We start from the raw sequence: 16735 nt of genomic DNA, 5'->3' as shown, positions 1-16735 counted from the left end.
CCCGTATCGCTTCGACTGGCAACTGACAAGGCTGGGGGCGTGGTCCAGCCAGTCGACAGTGTGACTCCAGGCCCTACCGTCCCGGTCTGCCTGTCTTCCCCGGCCGGCGCTTTTCCCGGCGGGCGTCGCCAGGATCTTCATACGAGCCGATGCCGGCGCGCTCACGCTTGACCGGCTTGTCACCCTCGATCGGCGTCTCGGTTCGCCGCACGGTCATCTCATCGAGTGAGTTCTTCTTGAACAGCGGTTTGACCGGCTCGCCGGGAATGCCGAAATCGCTGCCATGTGCCTCTTCGGCCGACTGTTTCTTGAATAGCGAGCGCGATACCGCACCGGCCGGGGTCGGCATGTCCGTGCCTGGACCCATGTCGTCAATCGAAGGTTTGGCGAATAGCGGCTTCTTCGCCGGCACGGCGCCATCGGCGCCCATCTCGTCAAGCGCCGGCTTGCGGAAGAGGTTGGGGCGGGCAGCCTTGGCCGCCTCTTCGGCGGCACGCACTTCGTCGAGCCTGCGAAAACGCTCCTGTTCCTCTGATGTACGATGCTTGGCTACGCCCTTGTTGTGCTTGCCCTTTTCGCGGCCAGAGACCGGGCTTTCCATGTCGGCGTATTTGGCCAGCGGGTCATCGGAGATGGACAGTTCCATCTCACGCAAGCGCTTGATCTCGTCGCGGATGCGGGCCGCCTTCTCGAAGTCGAGATTGGCTGCGGCGTCGCGCATCTGCTTCTCCATCGCGTCGAGATGGGCCTTGAGGTTGTTGCCCATCATGGCGCCGGCGCTCTCGGTGAACTGCGAGATGTCGGCGCGGACGTGATCCTTCTCATAGACCGAGTCCAGAATGTCCGAGATGCGCGACTTGACCGATTCCGGAGTGATGCCGCTGGCGGCGTTCCACTCCATCTGCTTTTCGCGGCGGCGGTTGGTCTCGGCCATCGCCCGTTCCATCGAGCCGGTGACCTGGTCGGCATAGAGGATGACCTTGCCGTCGACGTTGCGGGCGGCGCGGCCGATGGTCTGAATGAGCGAGGTCTCGGAACGCAGGAAACCTTCCTTGTCGGCATCGAGAATGGCGACGAAGCCGCATTCGGGAATGTCGAGGCCTTCGCGCAAAAGGTTGATGCCGACCAGCACGTCGAAGGCGCCGAGGCGCAAATCGCGCAGGATCTCGATGCGTTCCAGCGTGTCGATGTCGGAGTGCATGTAGCGGACGCGGATGCCTTGTTCGTGCAGATACTCGGTCAGGTCCTCGGCCATGCGTTTGGTCAGCACCGTCACCAGCGTGCGATAGCCAGCCTTGGTGGTGTCACGGATTTCGCCGACGACATCGTCGACTTGGCTCTTGGCCGGGCGCACCTCGACCGGCGGGTCGATCAGCCCGGTCGGGCGGATGACCTGTTCGGCGAAGACACCGCCGGCCTGTTCCATCTCCCAAGCGCCCGGGGTTGCCGAAACGGCGACGGAGAGCGGGCGCATGGCGTCCCATTCCTCGAAGCGCAAGGGCCGGTTGTCCATGCAGGACGGCAGGCGGAAACCGTACTCGGCCAGCGTCGCCTTGCGTCGGAAGTCGCCGCGATACATGCCGCCGATCTGCGGCACGGTGACGTGGCTTTCGTCGATGAAGACCAGCGCATTGTCGGGAATGTACTCGAACAGCGTCGGCGGCGGATCGCCCGGCTGGCGGCCGGTGAGATAGCGCGAATAGTTCTCGATACCGGCGCAGGAGCCGGTGGCCTCCAGCATTTCCAGGTCGAAGCGGCAGCGCTGTTCCAGCCGCTGCGCCTCCAGCAGGCGGCCGGCGCGCTCCAGTTCCACCAGCCTGTGCTTGAGCTCTTCCTTGATCGACTTGATCGCCTGGTTGAGGGTCGGGCGCGGAGTCACATAGTGCGAATTTGCGTAGATCTTGACGCTCTTCAGCTCGCCGGTCTTCTGGCCGGTCAGCGGGTCGAACTCGGTGATCTGCTCGATCTCGTCGCCGAACATCGAAATGCGCCACGCACGATCTTCCAAGTGGGCCGGGAAGATCTCGATCGTGTCGCCGCGCACGCGGAACGAGCCGCGAACGAAATTGACATCCTGCCGCTTGTACTGCTGGGCAACGAGATCGGCGAGCAAAGCGCGCTGGTCGAGCCGGTCGCCGATCTGCATCTGGAATGTCATCGCCGTGTAGGTTTCGACCGAGCCGATACCGTAGATGCAGGACACCGAGGCGACGATGATGACGTCGTCGCGCTCGAGCAGCGAACGCGTCGCCGAGTGACGCATGCGGTCGATCTGCTCGTTGATCGAGGATTCCTTCTCGATGAAAGTGTCGGTGCGCGGGACGTAGGCTTCCGGCTGGTAATAGTCGTAATAGGAGACGAAATACTCAACGGCGTTTTCAGGGAAGAATTTCTTGAACTCGGAATAAAGCTGGGCCGCCAGCGTCTTGTTCGGCGCCAGGATCAGGGCGGGGCGCTGCGTCTCCTCGATCACCTTGGCCATTGTGAAGGTTTTTCCGGAGCCGGTGACGCCGAGCAGCACCTGGGTGCGGTCGTTGTTGGCGACGCCTTCGACCAGATCCTTGATTGCCGTCGGCTGGTCGCCGGCCGGCTCGAAATCCGACACCATCTTGATGGCGATGCCGCCTTCGGACTTTTCCGGGCGGGCAGGGCGGTGCGGCGTCCACAGCACGCCGTCCTTGTGCAGCGGATTGCCGGACTCGATCAGCGCCGACAGCGCGGCGACGGTGGCGGTGACGCTGCCCGAGGCCATCGTCTCGGCGTCTTCCAGCGAAATGTCGAGACCGGCGACCGGATTGAGGCCGGCTGCCGTGCGCTCCCTGGCTGATGCCGCGCCACCCATCGAGGTGCCGCGCGCGCTGCGGCCCGGCGAGCTCGAGCGCTCGGGTATCTTCTTCGACTTGGCGCTTTCCTTCCCCCTCGAGGGGAGGCTGGCGGCGGAGCCGCTGGGTGGGGTCGGTTCGACCGGGCTCGACGTCCTGGCGGTGCCTTCTGTGACGCCCCCCTCTGTCGCCTTCGGCGACATCTCCCCCTCGAGGGGGGAGATCTGGCGACGTCCTTCCTTTTCAGCTTCCTGCTCGATCTGCTCGGCCCAATCCGCAATTGAACTGGTCAGGGGCGTGCCCGAGAGCTCCGGCTGCGGCATCTCGGCGAAACCGCCTCTGTGCAAGGGCTCCGAGGCGTCGAGGAAATCGGTCAGTGGACTGCGCCGCTTCGGCGAAGCGCGGTCGTCATTCGCCGTCGGCGGCGTTTTCTTATCGGGAGATTTGGCCATGTCCCGAATATGGGATTTCCTGGCCAAAATGGAAAGAGTGGGATGAGATGGGGCGCTTCGCCAGATGCGGCTCCTGACAGAAGGCTGTCAGGAGGAGATCGCGTTCGCGCGTCTGTCCGGAAGGATCAGGCGCCACGCGCGTTGTCCGCCGCAACGCGGGTCGGCGATCCGTTCAGGCGCGGCACCACGACGAGGCGGTTGATCTTGCCCTTCTTGTAGGCGGCGAGGAAGCGCGCATAGTCCTTGAAGGCGACGCAACCGCTCGACTGGCCGTAGCGGCCCCGAAGCAGGTAGGTATGGGCCAGAAAGCCGTCGCGATTGTATTTGTTGCGGCCATCGGCCGGTGTAAGGCGCAAGGCCTCCACACCATGAAAGCGCGTCTCGCGCAGCGACAGATTGTAGGTATTGGGCGGTGTCGGTCCGCGGTTCTTCTGGTCGGCATAGCGCGGCTGGTCCGTCATGGCGCCGATGCCCGAATGCGCCTCGAGCCTCGAACCGTCAGGCATATAGACGGTCCCGGCGCTGATGTCGTAGACGGCGACGCCATTGCCGGCTCCACTCCTGGACCCCGGCGAGTTGAACAGGTTCCTGAAAGCCTTGCTGAGGCCACCCGACGGCGTGTCCGGCTTGGCATAGGCCAGCACACCGCTGCCATCGGCCGGCCGTCCTTGCCGGTCCGGTTTGGCCGGTCGGGCAGTCTGGGCTTGCTGGACGGTCTCGCGAGCCGGCTTCGGTTGCTGATCAGGCTTCGTCTGCTGAACAGGTTTGGACTGCTGTACAATCTTGGGCTGCGGGGTGTCCTTGGGCTGCGGGGCGTCGAACTGCGGGCGACGGGTCGGCAACGGCACGTCGTCGGTGAGCGCGTCCGGCAGCGAGGCGGCGTCGCCTGGTTGGTCCTGCTGGGTTTCGACAGGCGAAACCGCGACGTCGGCCGGGGATTCCTCGATCGGCAGCGGCGAGGCGAACGCCTCGTCGTCGACTGGCAGCGACTGCACGAGGGCCAGCGCCAACTGCGAATTGTCTGGCGTCTGCGTGTCCGACTGGGCAAAGCCCATCGGTTGCGGCGCGGTCTGCACGACGTCCGAGCCGTTATCCAGCCGCGCGAAGCGTTCGGCCGCCGGAGCGGGGATGTCTTCAGAGAGGCTGGCCATAACCTTGACGGATGGCACCAGCGACGCTTCGGCAATTTGCGGCGCGACGGTGGAAATAACAGGGTGCACCGGCGCGTTGGCCACGACCACGGGCTTTCCAGCGCCGGCAAAGGCAGCGGCGAGCTTCATCGGCGAAAGCGATGCTTCGATGCGCTCGAAACGCTCCTGCGACTTCGACTTTGCGGCAGTGGGAACGGGCTTTGCCTGCGCCACGAGGCGCGCGGATTTCTCCGCCCGCGGGCTCAACCGGGCAAGCTTGAAGCAGCTGGCACCGCACTGCACGGCATGGTCGTGAAGGGCTTGCGTGCCGCCATTGGCATTGGCAAGCACGAAGGGTGCTCTCAGAAAATGCTGCTTGAACGGATCGGCCAGGGCGAGCGATCCCGGCATCGACAGGGTCTGCGGGAGGCCACCCGATGTCGCCGACAGCGAGGCGCCGACGGAACTGAGGCCAGCCATGGTGCCTATCAACCACAGGCCAACGGCAGCACTGGCGCCGGGCACCGCGACCCAGCGGACGATCCGTTCAGGGGTGAAGGAAGAGGCACGTGGCGCGTCACAGGCGTTCTCGCCGTCCCAACGCTTGTCCCCGACAATTTTTTTACTCAACAACGCCATGCAACCAATCGTGCTCCAAGCGGCTCCCACGTCCGCGGCTGTGATAGCCGCGACGACCATTCTGTGAGTGATCCCAGGTGGTCCCCGACGCGTTTGCCGCGTCTGTCATTGGTTGCCGATTGCTTCAAAATATGGACAAAGTTGGTTAATCAATCCCTCTCAAAACCAACGTCGAGATGTGGATTTAGGCCAAATAAGGCTTCGTCCACGGCCAGGAAAGTGGTGTTGTCGCCCTTCCGACGCAGTTTTGCTGCCTGCTTTTGATCGCCGAGTCAAGCAAAACAGCCGTTTCTAAATTCTTTCGCGGCGCGGTCAGCGATAAATGGAACGAAGCGGCTGCCGGTGAAAATTGCCCAAATGGGCGCCTGTCTCAGGTAGAACTGTTGCCTGCCTGTCACAATTTCTTCGCCTGGACGGCCGCCTTCAGTGGCACCTCAATTGAACCACAGGGCAAAGGTCAGAAAACCACCGCCGCCGAATTGGCGCTGGATCTGGTCGAAATCGTCGCTGGTCAGGATCCTGCCGCTTTCGAGATAGGGCGCGATTGCCGGGCCGGTGATCGACAGGACCAGGTCGAAGTTTTTGGGCTCGTCGAAGAACCGCTTCATGTTGATGCCCTTATCGACAATGCGGAAATGCGGCAGCAGCACGCGGCCTTCCAGGAGGTCCTCGGCCATGGTCAAGGTGGCGAGCCAGGCCTGGACCTGCTCCTCGCCGACGTCGAGGCCTGTGAGCGGGTTCTCGCCTTTCTGCTGCGGACCCGGCAGCCATTCACGGTCATTGTCGGTCTCGGCGCGGATCGCCTTCCAGTCCTCGCGTGACAGCCGGATCATTTCCAGCAGATGGCGGCGCGCCGCTTGCCGGCGCTCCGGCTCGATCACCGGCCAGTTGACGAGATGCACCAGCGAGATGAAATCAGCGATGCGCCACTCCGAGGAGAAGATGCTGCTGCCCATATCACCGGCCGGCGGTACGAGAATGTCCTGCAACGGCAGCTTGGCGCGCGGGAACAGCATGTGGAACGAGCCGTCAAAAGTGCTCCTGAAATCATGCGCCAGCCAGAAATCGGTCTGCGCCATCAGGAACTCCGCATAGCCCTGCAGCCAGAAACCGTCGGCGCGGTCGAAGCGGAATGTGAGGGTGGGGGCGGCGGCGTCCGACGAGATGCCGCCGTGTGACAGTGAGGCAATGATCGCCGCCATGCTTTCATCAGGTGCGATCGTGCCGTCCTCGTTCAGGTCGATGCCGGTGTGGGTGAGGTCGATTGCCATGCCGATATCGGCGTCCGCCGGCACCGCCGCAAACGTTGCGGCGGATTTTTCCAACCGGTCGCGGAAGGCGACCAGGATGTCACGGAATTGCTCATAGGTCAGCGGCTCGGGGTTGGGATTGTCCGGCACCGGCAGCCGCATCAGCGGCAGCATGAAGGATTGCGGGCTCTCGAAGCCATGGCGATGGAGGCCGCTGGCCAGGATTTCCAGCGCAGTGAAGAACTCGCCGGCGCCGGCGGCATAGGCTGATGTCGGGTCTTTTGGCGCGGCGGCCTCCAGCGTCGACAGCGCGCTGTCGCGCCCGGCCACCGTTTTCGCCTCGAACAGAGCGGATGCCGCTTCGGGCACTGCCGCCGATGCGGAAGACAGCGGCACAATCAGCATGAAAGCGGATGTCAGCAGGCTTGCCAGTCGTGTCATCTTTCCCCCCAATATTTTGTCGCGCAGAGCAAATATACACCATTTGGAGCGTCGCGCTTCAACCCGTCCCGAGGACGGTCTACACAAGGCAAACAAATGGGCGCCGCGTGTCGAATTATCCGTTTTCCTACAAGCTGTCCTGGCTACCACGTTTTCTGAAGCCGTCGCTGGCCGGCGACGCGCAAGATTTTGCGCCGATGGCGGGAACGCTGATGGATCCGCCGCCAAAGCAGGCGGTGCGGCTGGTCTTCGTCGGCGACATCTCGGCGGTGGCCAACCGCGGCGCGCCGGACTGCGCCCCGGAGGTCAAGGCGCTGCTCGGCGCGGCCGATCTGGTGATCGGCAATTGCGAAAGCCCTGTTGTGGACAGACCAAGTGCGGTCCTGGGAACGAAGCTTGGCACCCATCATGCGATGAGCGAACTCTTCCTGGCCGAGGCGCTGGCGGCGGCTGGTATTGCGCGCGAAAAGCTCGTGCTGTCGCTGGCCAACAATCATGTGTTCGACCAGGGCGTCGCCGGTTTCGACGAGACGGTCGGGGCGTTGCAGCGACTTGGGATCCGCACGGTCGGCCTGGCCGCCAATGGCCCGGTGGTGCCTGTCCAGGTCGGACCGCTTGATATCGGCTTCGCCGCCTTCACGCTGTGGCGCAACGTCGATGAAAATCTGTTCGCCGGGCGCGTATCGATGGACAGTGACGAGGTCCGCCGGCGGCGTGACGGTGTCGATCTTCTTTGCGCCGTGCCGCATTGGGACTGGGAGTTCAGGCATTTTCCGCGCGCTGAAACACGAGCGTTGGCCAGGCGACTGGTCGGGCAAGGCGTCGGGCTGATCGCCGGCCATCACGCCCATGTCGTGCAGCCGGTTGAGCGGATCGACGGGACGATCGTTGCCTATGGGCTTGGCGATTTCCTAGGCACAGCCCTTGCCCGCCAGCCATGGCCCGGTCGCATCGGTGGCATCCTTGTCGTCGATGTCAGTGCCGATGGTGGCTCGCGCGGTGCCGTTGCGTCTTACCGGCTGCATCCCTTCATGCGCCTGCGCGCCGGCGACCATGAGCGGCTGGTACCGGTGGAGGCACTGGTGGGGCAAATGCGCGGCAAGGCCGAGGGTCGGCTGAGAGCGATCTTTCCTGCCTCTTCAAGCGAAGGGGGCGTCGCCGCTTAACCGTCTGGCGGCCCCTGCAAAACCGACTATCATGCGACGGCAGAGGCAGGCTTGCGGGGGCGGCGGTGGAAACAGCGGATTTCATGCCGAACGAGGCGGTGATTGCCGGCATCCGGAAGGATCTCGAGGCCTATGAGGCAGCGAGGGCCTCGGCGGTCCGGCAGGTGCGCTGGCGGGCGCCGATGTTCGTCGGGCTGGTGCTGGTGTCCGTGATGCTGGTCGCGTGGCTGTTCAACAAGGTCGCCGACCCCAACGAGCAATGGTTCTCGACGCCACATGTGTTTCTCTATGGCATCGGCTTGGTGGCTTCGAGCGTGCTCTACTTCCAGGCAATGAAACCGGCGACGCGGCTGCAGCAATCTTTCCGCGAGACGCTGCTGCCAATCATCTTCGGCTTCATCGCAGATATGCGCTACCAGCACGGCGTGACGCCGAACTCTTTCGACCGGCTGCCGCGCGAGGCGGTCGGCGCCTTCAACAAGCAGTCGTTCGACGATGTCGTTTCGGGCCGTTACGAAGAGTTTCCGTTCGAGCTTTACGAAGCAGAACTGCGAGTAGGGTCGGGCAAGGATTCATCGACAGTCTTCAAGGGTGTCATTGTCGCTTTCGAAGCGATCGAGCCGTTCCCGGGGGTATTGGTGGCGACGCGCCGGACCAATGCCGTCGTCGGCTTCTTCCGCGGCATGTTCGCCGGCAAGATGCAGGATTTGTCGTCCGGTGTGCCCCAACTCGACGCTGCTTATGAATTCCGCAGTGACAACGTCGAGGCGGCGCGGTCGCTGGTGACAGGCCGCCTGGCGCAGGCCCTGAAATGGCTTGGCGAAACCTGGCCGGACGACCCGGCCCGCGTCGCGCTTAACGGCAGCGATGGCTTCCTGCTGTTGCCGCAGACAAAGAACTTCTTCGAGCTGCCGGTTATTTCGGTGCCGCTCGACTACACCACGCATGTCGCGCCGATGATATCAGACATGGGCGCGATGCTGGCGACGGCGGCGCTGGTGCGAAAAATCGGCGCGAAGGACGAGATCAGTTAATCGGGCCTCGCTGTCAGCAGTCGAAACCATATTTGTCGCGCATGTAGTCCGCCTCTTCTTTCGACATTTTCTTGAACATCACGCAGACGGTGAAGCTGCCGACCTGATGGCCGTCGCTTGTGTATCCCCAGTCGGAAATTTCGTCCCTGGTGAATTCTATGTTCTGGCCGAGGACGACGTTGCGCACTTCCTCCGGCTGGTTCGCCAAAATGCCAGCAAATCCGGTCTCGGTGCGGCGGAACGGTATGACCCAGAAATGTTCGGTGACATTCCCGTCCCGCACCTTGACCTTGAGTTTGAACCTGTCTGTTCCGGAGGGAGGTGCCGCCGACAGCGCCAGGAATTCATCCAGGCTGGCGAGTGCCTGCGCGGTCGCCGCCGCCATGTCGGGATCGCCCGGGGTAAAGATAACCGTCTTGTCGTCGCCTGGGTCCGCGCCTTGTGCACCGGCCGATGCCGTAGCAAGCGCCAGCATCAGGGACATCATGGTCCGGATTGCAAGCTTCATGGAAGGCCCCTCACCGTAGTCGCGGCCACCATGGTGCATTCATTCCGAGATTGCAACCCAGGCGCGAGTTCCATTCGGTTTTTTGGCGTAAGTGAGCCGACCATAATTCATATCGATTTTCTGGCGGAAGGCTCTTCCGACCGACCGCTATGGTTTTTGCCAGGAGGCCGCGCTATCCCTTGGCCAACGGGGGATATCCATGGCTGGGCAACAAAAAGAATTTCGGCTGTCGCGGCGATTGCTACTCGGTGCGGCTGTCGTTGGCGGCGCGGTGCTGTGGGGCGGCAACACCGTGGCACGGCTGGCGCGCGGGCCTTTGGGACCGAAGAACGCAGGCCGCATCGCCGATATCGACGGCATCGCGCTGCCGCTGAAGCCGCTGGAGAATGCGCCGGCCTTTGACGCATCGCTGCCCTGGTCGGCAAAGGGCGGCGACATCAACGATGCCAGCGGCCTGTCGCAGACGCCGGTCTATGGCGTGGTGGAAGTCAGCGAGGAAGAGCACATCGCCAAGGCGCTGGCCTTCGCGCGCGCCAATGGCTTGAAGGTCTCGCTGGCGGCCATCCGCCATTCGATGGGCGGGCATGCCTTCGACGACAATGCGCTGGTACTCGACCTCAGAAAATTCAACAAGGTGACCGTCGACGCCGTGGCGGAGACCATGACGCTGCAGCCGGGTGCGCGCTGGCACGACATCCAGAACCTCTTGCATCCGCGTTTCGCGGTGAAGGCGATGCAGTCGACCGACATCTTTTCGGTTGGCGGCTCGCTGTCGGTCAATGCGCACGGCATGGACCATCAGGCGGGTTCGGTGGCAAGCTCGATCCGCTCGATGCGTGTGATGCAGGCCGACGGTTCGGTGACGACCTGTTCGCCCAGCGAGAATATCGATTTGTTCCGCCACGTCGTCGGCGGCTACGGCCTGTTCGGCGTTGTGCTGGAGGCGACTCTCGATATCGTTGACAACGCCGTCTACCGGACCTCTCGCGAAATCATCAAATCCGACGATTTCCCGAAATTCTTCGCCGAGGTGCTGGAGCCGAACAGGACGATCGGTCTGTTTTACGGCCATCTGTCGACGGCGCCGGGCAATTTCCTCGAGGACATGATCGTCTACCGCTATGACAAGGTGGCCGACCAGGCGCCGGCGGATCAGCCCGCGATCGGCGAGCCGGGTTCGGTCGGGCTGAAGCGCGTGATCATCAACATGGCGAAATGGGGCAGCCTGTTCCAGGAGCTGAAGTGGTTCACCGAAAAGACGCTGGAGCCGAAATTCGAAAGCTGCACGGTGGCGCGCACCTCGGCCATGGCCGAAGGCGAGGCCTGCCTCGTCACCCGCAACAACCCGATGCACGATTCAGTACCGTATCTGTTCAACGATCTTTTGGATGAGACCGACATTCTGCACGAATATTTTATTCCACGCGCCGCGTATAATCCATTCATCACGGAAGCCCGCGAGATCCTGCGCAATCAGTCGCTGCCGGTGCTCAACGCCTCGGTGCGCATCGTTCACAAGGAGGATGTGGCGCTGACCTATGCGCCGGAGCCGGCCTATTCGCTGGTGCTCTACATCAACCAGCCGACCGATGCCGACGGCAATGCCAGGATGCGGGCGCTGACCCGGGCGCTGATCGATGTGACGATCAAATATGGCGGCCGGTTCTTCCTGCCCTACCAGCTGCATTATACGGCCAAGGAGTTGCTGGCCTCCTATCCCGAACTGCCGGCCTTCCTGGCGACAAAGCGGCAATATGACCCGACGGAACTGTTTTCCTCGACCTTCTACCGTGCCATCAAGGCGCTGAGCGGGGTGGCATAAAAAGCAGGAGAACAACCCATGCGGATGGTATCGGCGGCGGCACTCACCCTCATTGCGCTGTGCGCTGGACCGGTCCAGGCCGAGGATATCAAGGCTTTCAAGCTGACGATCGACGGTGTGACCGTCGATATCGATCCCGGCGAGAGCACAAGCATGACGCTGCCCGGCGGCAGAAAGAGCAAGGTGACGCTCGAGCGCAACGACTTCGCCACCTTTTCCGGCAGCGATTTCTCCTTCGTCCATCCGAGCGACATTTCGGTGACCAAGACTGATCTCGGCGATGATATCACGCAGTACCTGATGGCGTCGGCGCTGGGCACGATCGTCGTCGTGCAGGAATACGGCAAGATGAATCCGGTGTCGCTCAGCCAGCTGATGCTGCAGGAGATGACCAAGGAATCGGTGCAGGCCGGTGCTGAGTTGACGCAGCAGCCGACGACGCGCAAGCTCGCCGACGGCAAGGAATTGACCGGCATTCGCGCTCAGGTGAAGACACGCACTGACACGGCCGATTTCGAGATCGTCGGCTCCGGCGTTGCCGAACATGGGCTGTTGTTCATCACCCGCATTGCCGAAGAGGACGTGGCGACCGAAAAGCCGCTGATCGACAAGTTCTGGCAGAGCCTGAAAGTTAAATTGCAGGGGGGCTAGGATCGCCTCTCAGTTTGGATTTCGGCTGGGGTCCACACTTTTGCGTAACGGCGCCCGAAGTTATTCTGACGACCCCTGAATTGGAGGTCTTACAGCATGGCGAAGCTCATTTTCAGAATGAACCAGTCCCTCGACGGCTACGTCGACCACATGAAAATGCCGTCAGGGCCCACGATCTTTCGGCACTGGATAGAGCAAGTGCGCAACCTGAGCGGCAGTGTGTACGGTCGCGGCATGTACGAGGTGATGCGCTATTGGGACGAAGACAGTCCAGAGTGGGGCGCGGAGGCGCGTGAATTCGCGGCGGCGTGGCGGAGCCAACCGAAATGGGTTGTGTCGCGCACGCTGAAGTCGGTCGGCCCCAACGCCACCCTTGTCGCGGACGACGTCGAGGCGGTGATACGTGGGCTTAAGGCCCAACTCGCTGGGGAGATTTCAGTTTCTGGACCAAACCTGGCACGAAGCCTGACCGACCTTGGTCTTATCGATGCGTACCAACTCTACCTCCATCCGTTCGTGCTTGGTCATGGTAAGCCATTCTTCGCCGGCCCGCGGCCGCCGCTTCGCTTTGTGGCCAGCGACCTGATTGGCGATGACGTGATCAGGTTGACCTATGTGCCTGCCTAATCACGGACACCCGGTGCGACGATAGGATGCCGCATGTTGCGGTCGTCAAACCGAGACGCTTGCGGGATTACAGGCCCTTCGGCACCAGTCCGGCCAGCCAGTTCACAGAGCGTTTCGCGGCGTCGGCGGTCGCCGAGGCGGCGCGGCCAAGATCGGTCTTGACCACGGCGTAGCCGTTCTTCGTGCGATAGAGCACGCCGGTTCCGCCATCGACCACCTGTTCGTAGGCGACGGGCCGGGCGGCGTCCGCTTCCATGGCCGTCGTCGGCGAACCGACCGAGACGCTCGGCCGGTGGCTCAGTTCAGGCGGCAATGGGCTTTCGGTCCTGACAATTCGGCTGGCGGGCTTCAATTCCGGGCGCGACGCGGTCGCGGCCAGTTGCGAAGAGGACGACGAGCCCTTCGTGCGGCAGATGCCGGAGACGAGCGGATAGTTGAAATTGCGCTCGTGCAGCATCTGGCTTTTCATCGCGGCTTCGCACTCGGCGACGGTCGACCACTTGGCCGGCGTCTCGCCGATATATTCGCAAAGCTTGGCGTCGCAGTCGCAGCCGACGATGGTCATGGCGACAAGGGCGGTCTTGATCACAGTCTCGTCCCTTCGAGATGGCTCCCTGGCAGCTCATTCAGGTGCATGCAACATTCCATCGCGCGTGAACAAGGCGGGATTTGGCCGCGATTGTGGAATGAGCGTGGCGGGGCGCTCGCGATAGCCGATCTTTGCGGAACGTGGCCGGATCGTCTCAGTAGTCATAGACATGTTCGAGCCTGGCGCCCGACTTGATCAGCGCCGGCAGCACGAGATGCAGCTTGCGTACGGCGACGATCATGCCGGTGCGGCGCGTTGCCGGATCTGCCGGCAGAGGATAGCTGAACAGGATGCGCATGCCTTCGGGGATGGCGATCGAGTCGGTGGAGAGCATGGTGACCATGATCTCGTCGTTGCCGCCGATCTCAACGAACGACACGCCCTTGTCGATCAGGCGCGGAATCATTTCGGTGAACACCTGATAGCGCTTGGTGACGAAAATGGTGCCATAGGCCCCCAGGTCGCGTTCGAGCAAGGTGTCCGGCTCGTCGCGCGTGGCTTCACCGACCGGCCCCTTGGCCCAGACATGGATATCGAGAAAGGCCGGGTTCGTCGTGGCGGCAAGCGCCTTTTTGATCAGGTCGGCATAGGCCTGCTTGATGGTGTCGGCGAGGCCGAATGCCAGCTTGCGTTCGCTGGTGCGGATGGAACTGTCGCCCGGCGCCGGCTGCACGGCAAACAGGCCCGCGCGTTTCTCGGCATAGGGGAACTGGTACCACGGCACCTGGTCGAGAAACCCTGCATAATCGGCCGCGATTTTGGCCTGATAGATGTCGACGGCGGTTCGCTTGCCTGCTGTCGCCTCGGTGATACGGCCGACAGTGTTCTCATAGGTCCATTGCAGGATATGCTCGATCGAGTGGCTGGTGCCGATGATGACCAGCATCTGGTGGTTGGCGTAGTTGAACTTGTAGGGAGAACTGGCGCGGATCACCATGGCGTAGTCCTGCCAGAAGCGGCCGACATAGGACCAGTAGGGGAAGCCGCTCGGCTGGTCCTTGGCGACGAAGCCGGCATATTCGCGCGCGGCGTAGACGATCGCCCATTCCGGATAGGTGAGGAAGGTCGATTCCTCCGGTCGCTGGTAGCCGGGGATCTCGGCGCGGACCTTGTCGGCCAGCGCCTTGGGCGGAGCGCCGTCGGCAATGCCGGGCAGCGGCGCCTTGTCGAGCGACGACGTCGTCAGGAAGCCATAGCTCAGCCCGGCGATAGGGATGAGGATAACGATGACGATCAGCGAGAGGATCGTCTTGATGATGCGCTTTAGCCAGCGAAACAAGAACATGGCCGATCAGGCCGTGGCAAGATGATCGTGTATGCGCTTTGCCAGCCAGAAGCCGACATAGACGGCGAAGCCGCCAATGACGATGTGCGGCAGGTTGGCGAAGAAGCGGGCCGGGAACTCGATGTCGTTGAGGGAGCGGAAGCCGTTGATGAAGATGCCGGCATCGAGGCAGCCGGAACCGGTAATCAGCCCGAGCACGCCGTCGAACAGGTAGACCGAACCGAACAGCTTGAAATAGAACACGGCCTGGCGGTGCGAGATGAAGGCGGCGGCCAGCGCCCAGATGCCGGAGAAGGCGTGTAGCAGATCATCATACCATTGCAGGGAGAATAGGCCGAACAGATTGCCGTCGGCATCGTTGAACGGCGGTATGTAGCCGATTGCGACGACGCCGAAGAACAGGAAGGCATAGGCAACGGCAAGCTTCTGGATCAGCGTCATGAAGTGTCCCCCTTCTACGAGCCCATTTGCAATCGCTACTCTGCCAGCCGCCTGACCCGGTTTCCTGCGCTTCCCCGTTCTACTGCGTCGCAGTAGAACTGAGCTCACGGACCCAAAGGTCCGCTGCGCTTCGGTTCTCGAAAACCACGCCGTCCGACTCGGCAGAGCGCGTTTTCAAACGGGCTCTGACCAGGCGATACTAACCGATTTTAACGCGCGGTGAAGCGGCACTCGCAAGATCGCCGGCAGAGGGCGTCGAAGGGAGAAAAGACAGTCGGCGCCGGGATCTCTCCCAGCGCCTCCCTGTCAGATCAGGACACGGTCGCGGCAGCAACTTCCGTAAAGTCGTCGCGCCTTGCCGGCCTTGATTTTGACGGTCCTGCCAGTCCGCCACCCGAAAGCAGCGTCCGTTCGGGACCACGCCGGTCGCCACCCTTGCGAGCTTTGCCCTGCGCACCATCGAAGGTTTTTGCCGTCCTTCATGGCAGCATCGGTCCGCCGTCGGCGTTAGCACGCTTTCCGCGGCCCCGTAGGTCTCGGCTCCGACCCTCGAAACAGGCAAGCCTGCTCTCGCTTCGGTCCGTACGGGCCTCAGGAAATCCGCCTTTCACTTCGCCTTTCGGCTGGGCGATCGGTAGCCGCCTGAGATGGGTTTAACTTATGCCGGGTAAGGGCTTTGCGAAATGGCCAAGGGCCTGTGGATAGCGGGATTATCGGGGACCAACCAAGGAGAATGCGATTTTCCGATCCGTCATAGGGTGGGCGGCATCGGTAGACATTCGGCCTTGCCCTGCCGACCGGTGCGGGCTTCAATGCCGGCAAAGGATTCGAGGTGCCGAGCGCTTCGATGTCTTTGCGGGAGGGTGCTTTTGAAAGTCGGGGTGGTTCTCAATCCGATTGCCGGCGGCGGCCGGCTGAAACGGCATTGGCCCGATGTCGCGGCATCGCTGAAAAGTCATTTCGGCGAATTCGAACTGCGCGAAACGCAGGCAGAAGGCGATGCAGAAAGGCTGGCGCTCGATCTTGCGGCTGAAGGTTTCAATTTGGTGATCGCTGCCGGTGGTGACGGCACCGCCAGCGAAGTGGCCGACGGGCTGCTGCAGGCGATCCAGGAGGGCGGCAGGACGACCGAACTCGGTCTGTTGCCGTGCGGCGCCGGCATCGATTTCGCGCGCGGCCTCGGCCTGCCGAAAGAGGTGGACGCGGTGCTGAAGCGGATCGCTGAAGCCAAGGCGCGCAAGGTCGATGCCGGCCGCATCTGCTACATCGACGACCATGGCGCGCTGGCCAGCCGCCACTTCATCAACATCGCCAGCCTGGGCCTGTCCGGCGCCACCGACCGTGCCGTCAATGCCGACAAGCGCAAGGGCAGGATGTCGGCCAAGGCGCTGTTCCTGTGGCGCACCGTGGTCGAATTCATCCGCTACCGCTTCCAGGACGTCAGGATCACCGTCGATGACGGCGCCCCGGTCGAGGCGCGCATGGCGCTGGTGGCGGTGGCCAATGGCAAATTCTTCGGCGGCGGCATGATGATCGCCCCAGATGCCGATTTGACCGACGGGCAGTTCGACATCGTTATCTTGCGCGCCGCCGGCAAGCTGAAGCTGATCTGGGACATCCGCCTGCTCTATGGCGGCCGGCACCGCAATCATCCAGCGATCACCATCCTGCGCGGCAGGAAAGTGGTGGTCGAGCCGCTCGGCGATGTGGAGAAGAACGGCGCGCTGGTCGACATAGACGGCGAGTCGCCCGGACGCATACCCGCGACCTTCGAGATCTTGCCCGGCGCTCTGACGCTCAGATACTGAATCAAGTCGTTAACGGGTTGATTCAGATGGATTCGCCCGCCCATCCAACCTATTGAAATCGCGTGGTTTC

13 protein-coding genes are annotated in these 16735 nt (G+C 62.6%); 6 read left to right on the top strand and 7 right to left on the bottom strand.

The features are described 5' to 3' along the window. Window positions 1-73 precede the first annotated feature (73 nt). The 3 genes from uvrB to NKI20_RS05305 form a co-directional block, all read right to left on the bottom strand. Complete coding sequence (uvrB, locus tag NKI20_RS05315) at window positions 74-3274, bottom strand: excinuclease ABC subunit UvrB (protein ID WP_352828944.1); 3201 nt, start codon at window positions 3272-3274, stop codon at window positions 74-76. A gap of 125 nt (window positions 3275-3399) precedes the next feature. Then, window positions 3400-5043 (bottom strand): DUF2778 domain-containing protein, encoded by a 1644-nt coding sequence (locus NKI20_RS05310; protein ID WP_352828943.1) that lies wholly within the window; start codon window positions 5041-5043, stop codon window positions 3400-3402. Between the two features lie 434 nt (window positions 5044-5477). Next, window positions 5478-6734, bottom strand: coding sequence for a hypothetical protein (locus NKI20_RS05305; RefSeq protein WP_352828941.1), 1257 nt, complete (start codon window positions 6732-6734; stop codon window positions 5478-5480). Window positions 6735-6841: 107 nt separating this feature from the next. Here NKI20_RS05305 and NKI20_RS05300 point away from each other — a divergent pair, with 107 nt between their 5' ends. After that, window positions 6842-7900: a CapA family protein gene (locus NKI20_RS05300; RefSeq protein ID WP_352828939.1), complete on the top strand. Its 1059-nt coding sequence runs from the start codon at window positions 6842-6844 to the stop codon at window positions 7898-7900. A gap of 65 nt (window positions 7901-7965) precedes the next feature. After that, the gene (locus tag NKI20_RS05295; protein ID WP_352828938.1) at window positions 7966-8934 is read left to right on the top strand and encodes a hypothetical protein; all 969 of its coding nucleotides are present in this window, start codon (window positions 7966-7968) and stop codon (window positions 8932-8934) included. A gap of 13 nt (window positions 8935-8947) precedes the next feature. On the opposite strand, the gene NKI20_RS05290 is transcribed toward NKI20_RS05295, so the two are convergent. Further along, window positions 8948-9442, bottom strand: a complete 495-nt coding sequence (locus NKI20_RS05290; protein WP_352828936.1) for a YegJ family protein — start codon at window positions 9440-9442, stop codon at window positions 8948-8950. Window positions 9443-9641: 199 nt separating this feature from the next. On the opposite strand from NKI20_RS05290, the gene NKI20_RS05285 reads away from it, so the two are divergent. The 3 genes from NKI20_RS05285 (at window position 9642) to NKI20_RS05275 (ending at window position 12542) form a co-directional block, all read left to right on the top strand. Next, window positions 9642-11264: an FAD-binding oxidoreductase gene (locus NKI20_RS05285; protein WP_352828934.1), complete on the top strand. Its 1623-nt coding sequence runs from the start codon at window positions 9642-9644 to the stop codon at window positions 11262-11264. Window positions 11265-11282: 18 nt separating this feature from the next. Continuing rightward, the gene (locus NKI20_RS05280; RefSeq protein WP_352828933.1) at window positions 11283-11915 is read left to right on the top strand and encodes a hypothetical protein; all 633 of its coding nucleotides are present in this window, start codon (window positions 11283-11285) and stop codon (window positions 11913-11915) included. Window positions 11916-12011: 96 nt separating this feature from the next. Next, window positions 12012-12542 (top strand): dihydrofolate reductase family protein, encoded by a 531-nt coding sequence (locus NKI20_RS05275; protein ID WP_352603400.1) that lies wholly within the window; start codon window positions 12012-12014, stop codon window positions 12540-12542. Window positions 12543-12609: 67 nt separating this feature from the next. On the opposite strand, the gene NKI20_RS05270 is transcribed toward NKI20_RS05275, so the two are convergent. The 3 genes from NKI20_RS05270 to NKI20_RS05260 form a co-directional block, all read right to left on the bottom strand. Next, window positions 12610-13131 (bottom strand): hypothetical protein, encoded by a 522-nt coding sequence (locus NKI20_RS05270; protein ID WP_352828931.1) that lies wholly within the window; start codon window positions 13129-13131, stop codon window positions 12610-12612. A gap of 154 nt (window positions 13132-13285) precedes the next feature. Next, window positions 13286-14416 (bottom strand): hypothetical protein, encoded by a 1131-nt coding sequence (locus tag NKI20_RS05265; RefSeq protein WP_352828930.1) that lies wholly within the window; start codon window positions 14414-14416, stop codon window positions 13286-13288. A 6-nt stretch (window positions 14417-14422) separates the two neighbouring features. Then, window positions 14423-14857, bottom strand: a complete 435-nt coding sequence (locus NKI20_RS05260; RefSeq protein ID WP_352828928.1) for a hypothetical protein — start codon at window positions 14855-14857, stop codon at window positions 14423-14425. Between the two features lie 869 nt (window positions 14858-15726). On the opposite strand from NKI20_RS05260, the gene NKI20_RS05255 reads away from it, so the two are divergent. Beyond that, on the top strand, window positions 15727-16665 hold the full coding sequence (locus NKI20_RS05255; protein ID WP_352603395.1) for a diacylglycerol/lipid kinase family protein: 939 nt from the start codon (window positions 15727-15729) through the stop codon (window positions 16663-16665). Window positions 16666-16735 lie beyond the last annotated feature (70 nt).

Source organism: Mesorhizobium sp. M0830, from assembly GCF_040319965.1.
Classification (GTDB): Bacteria; Pseudomonadota; Alphaproteobacteria; order Rhizobiales; family Rhizobiaceae; genus Mesorhizobium.
Note: the sequence above shows the minus strand (reverse complement) of the source record. Positions and strands in the feature narration are given on the sequence as shown.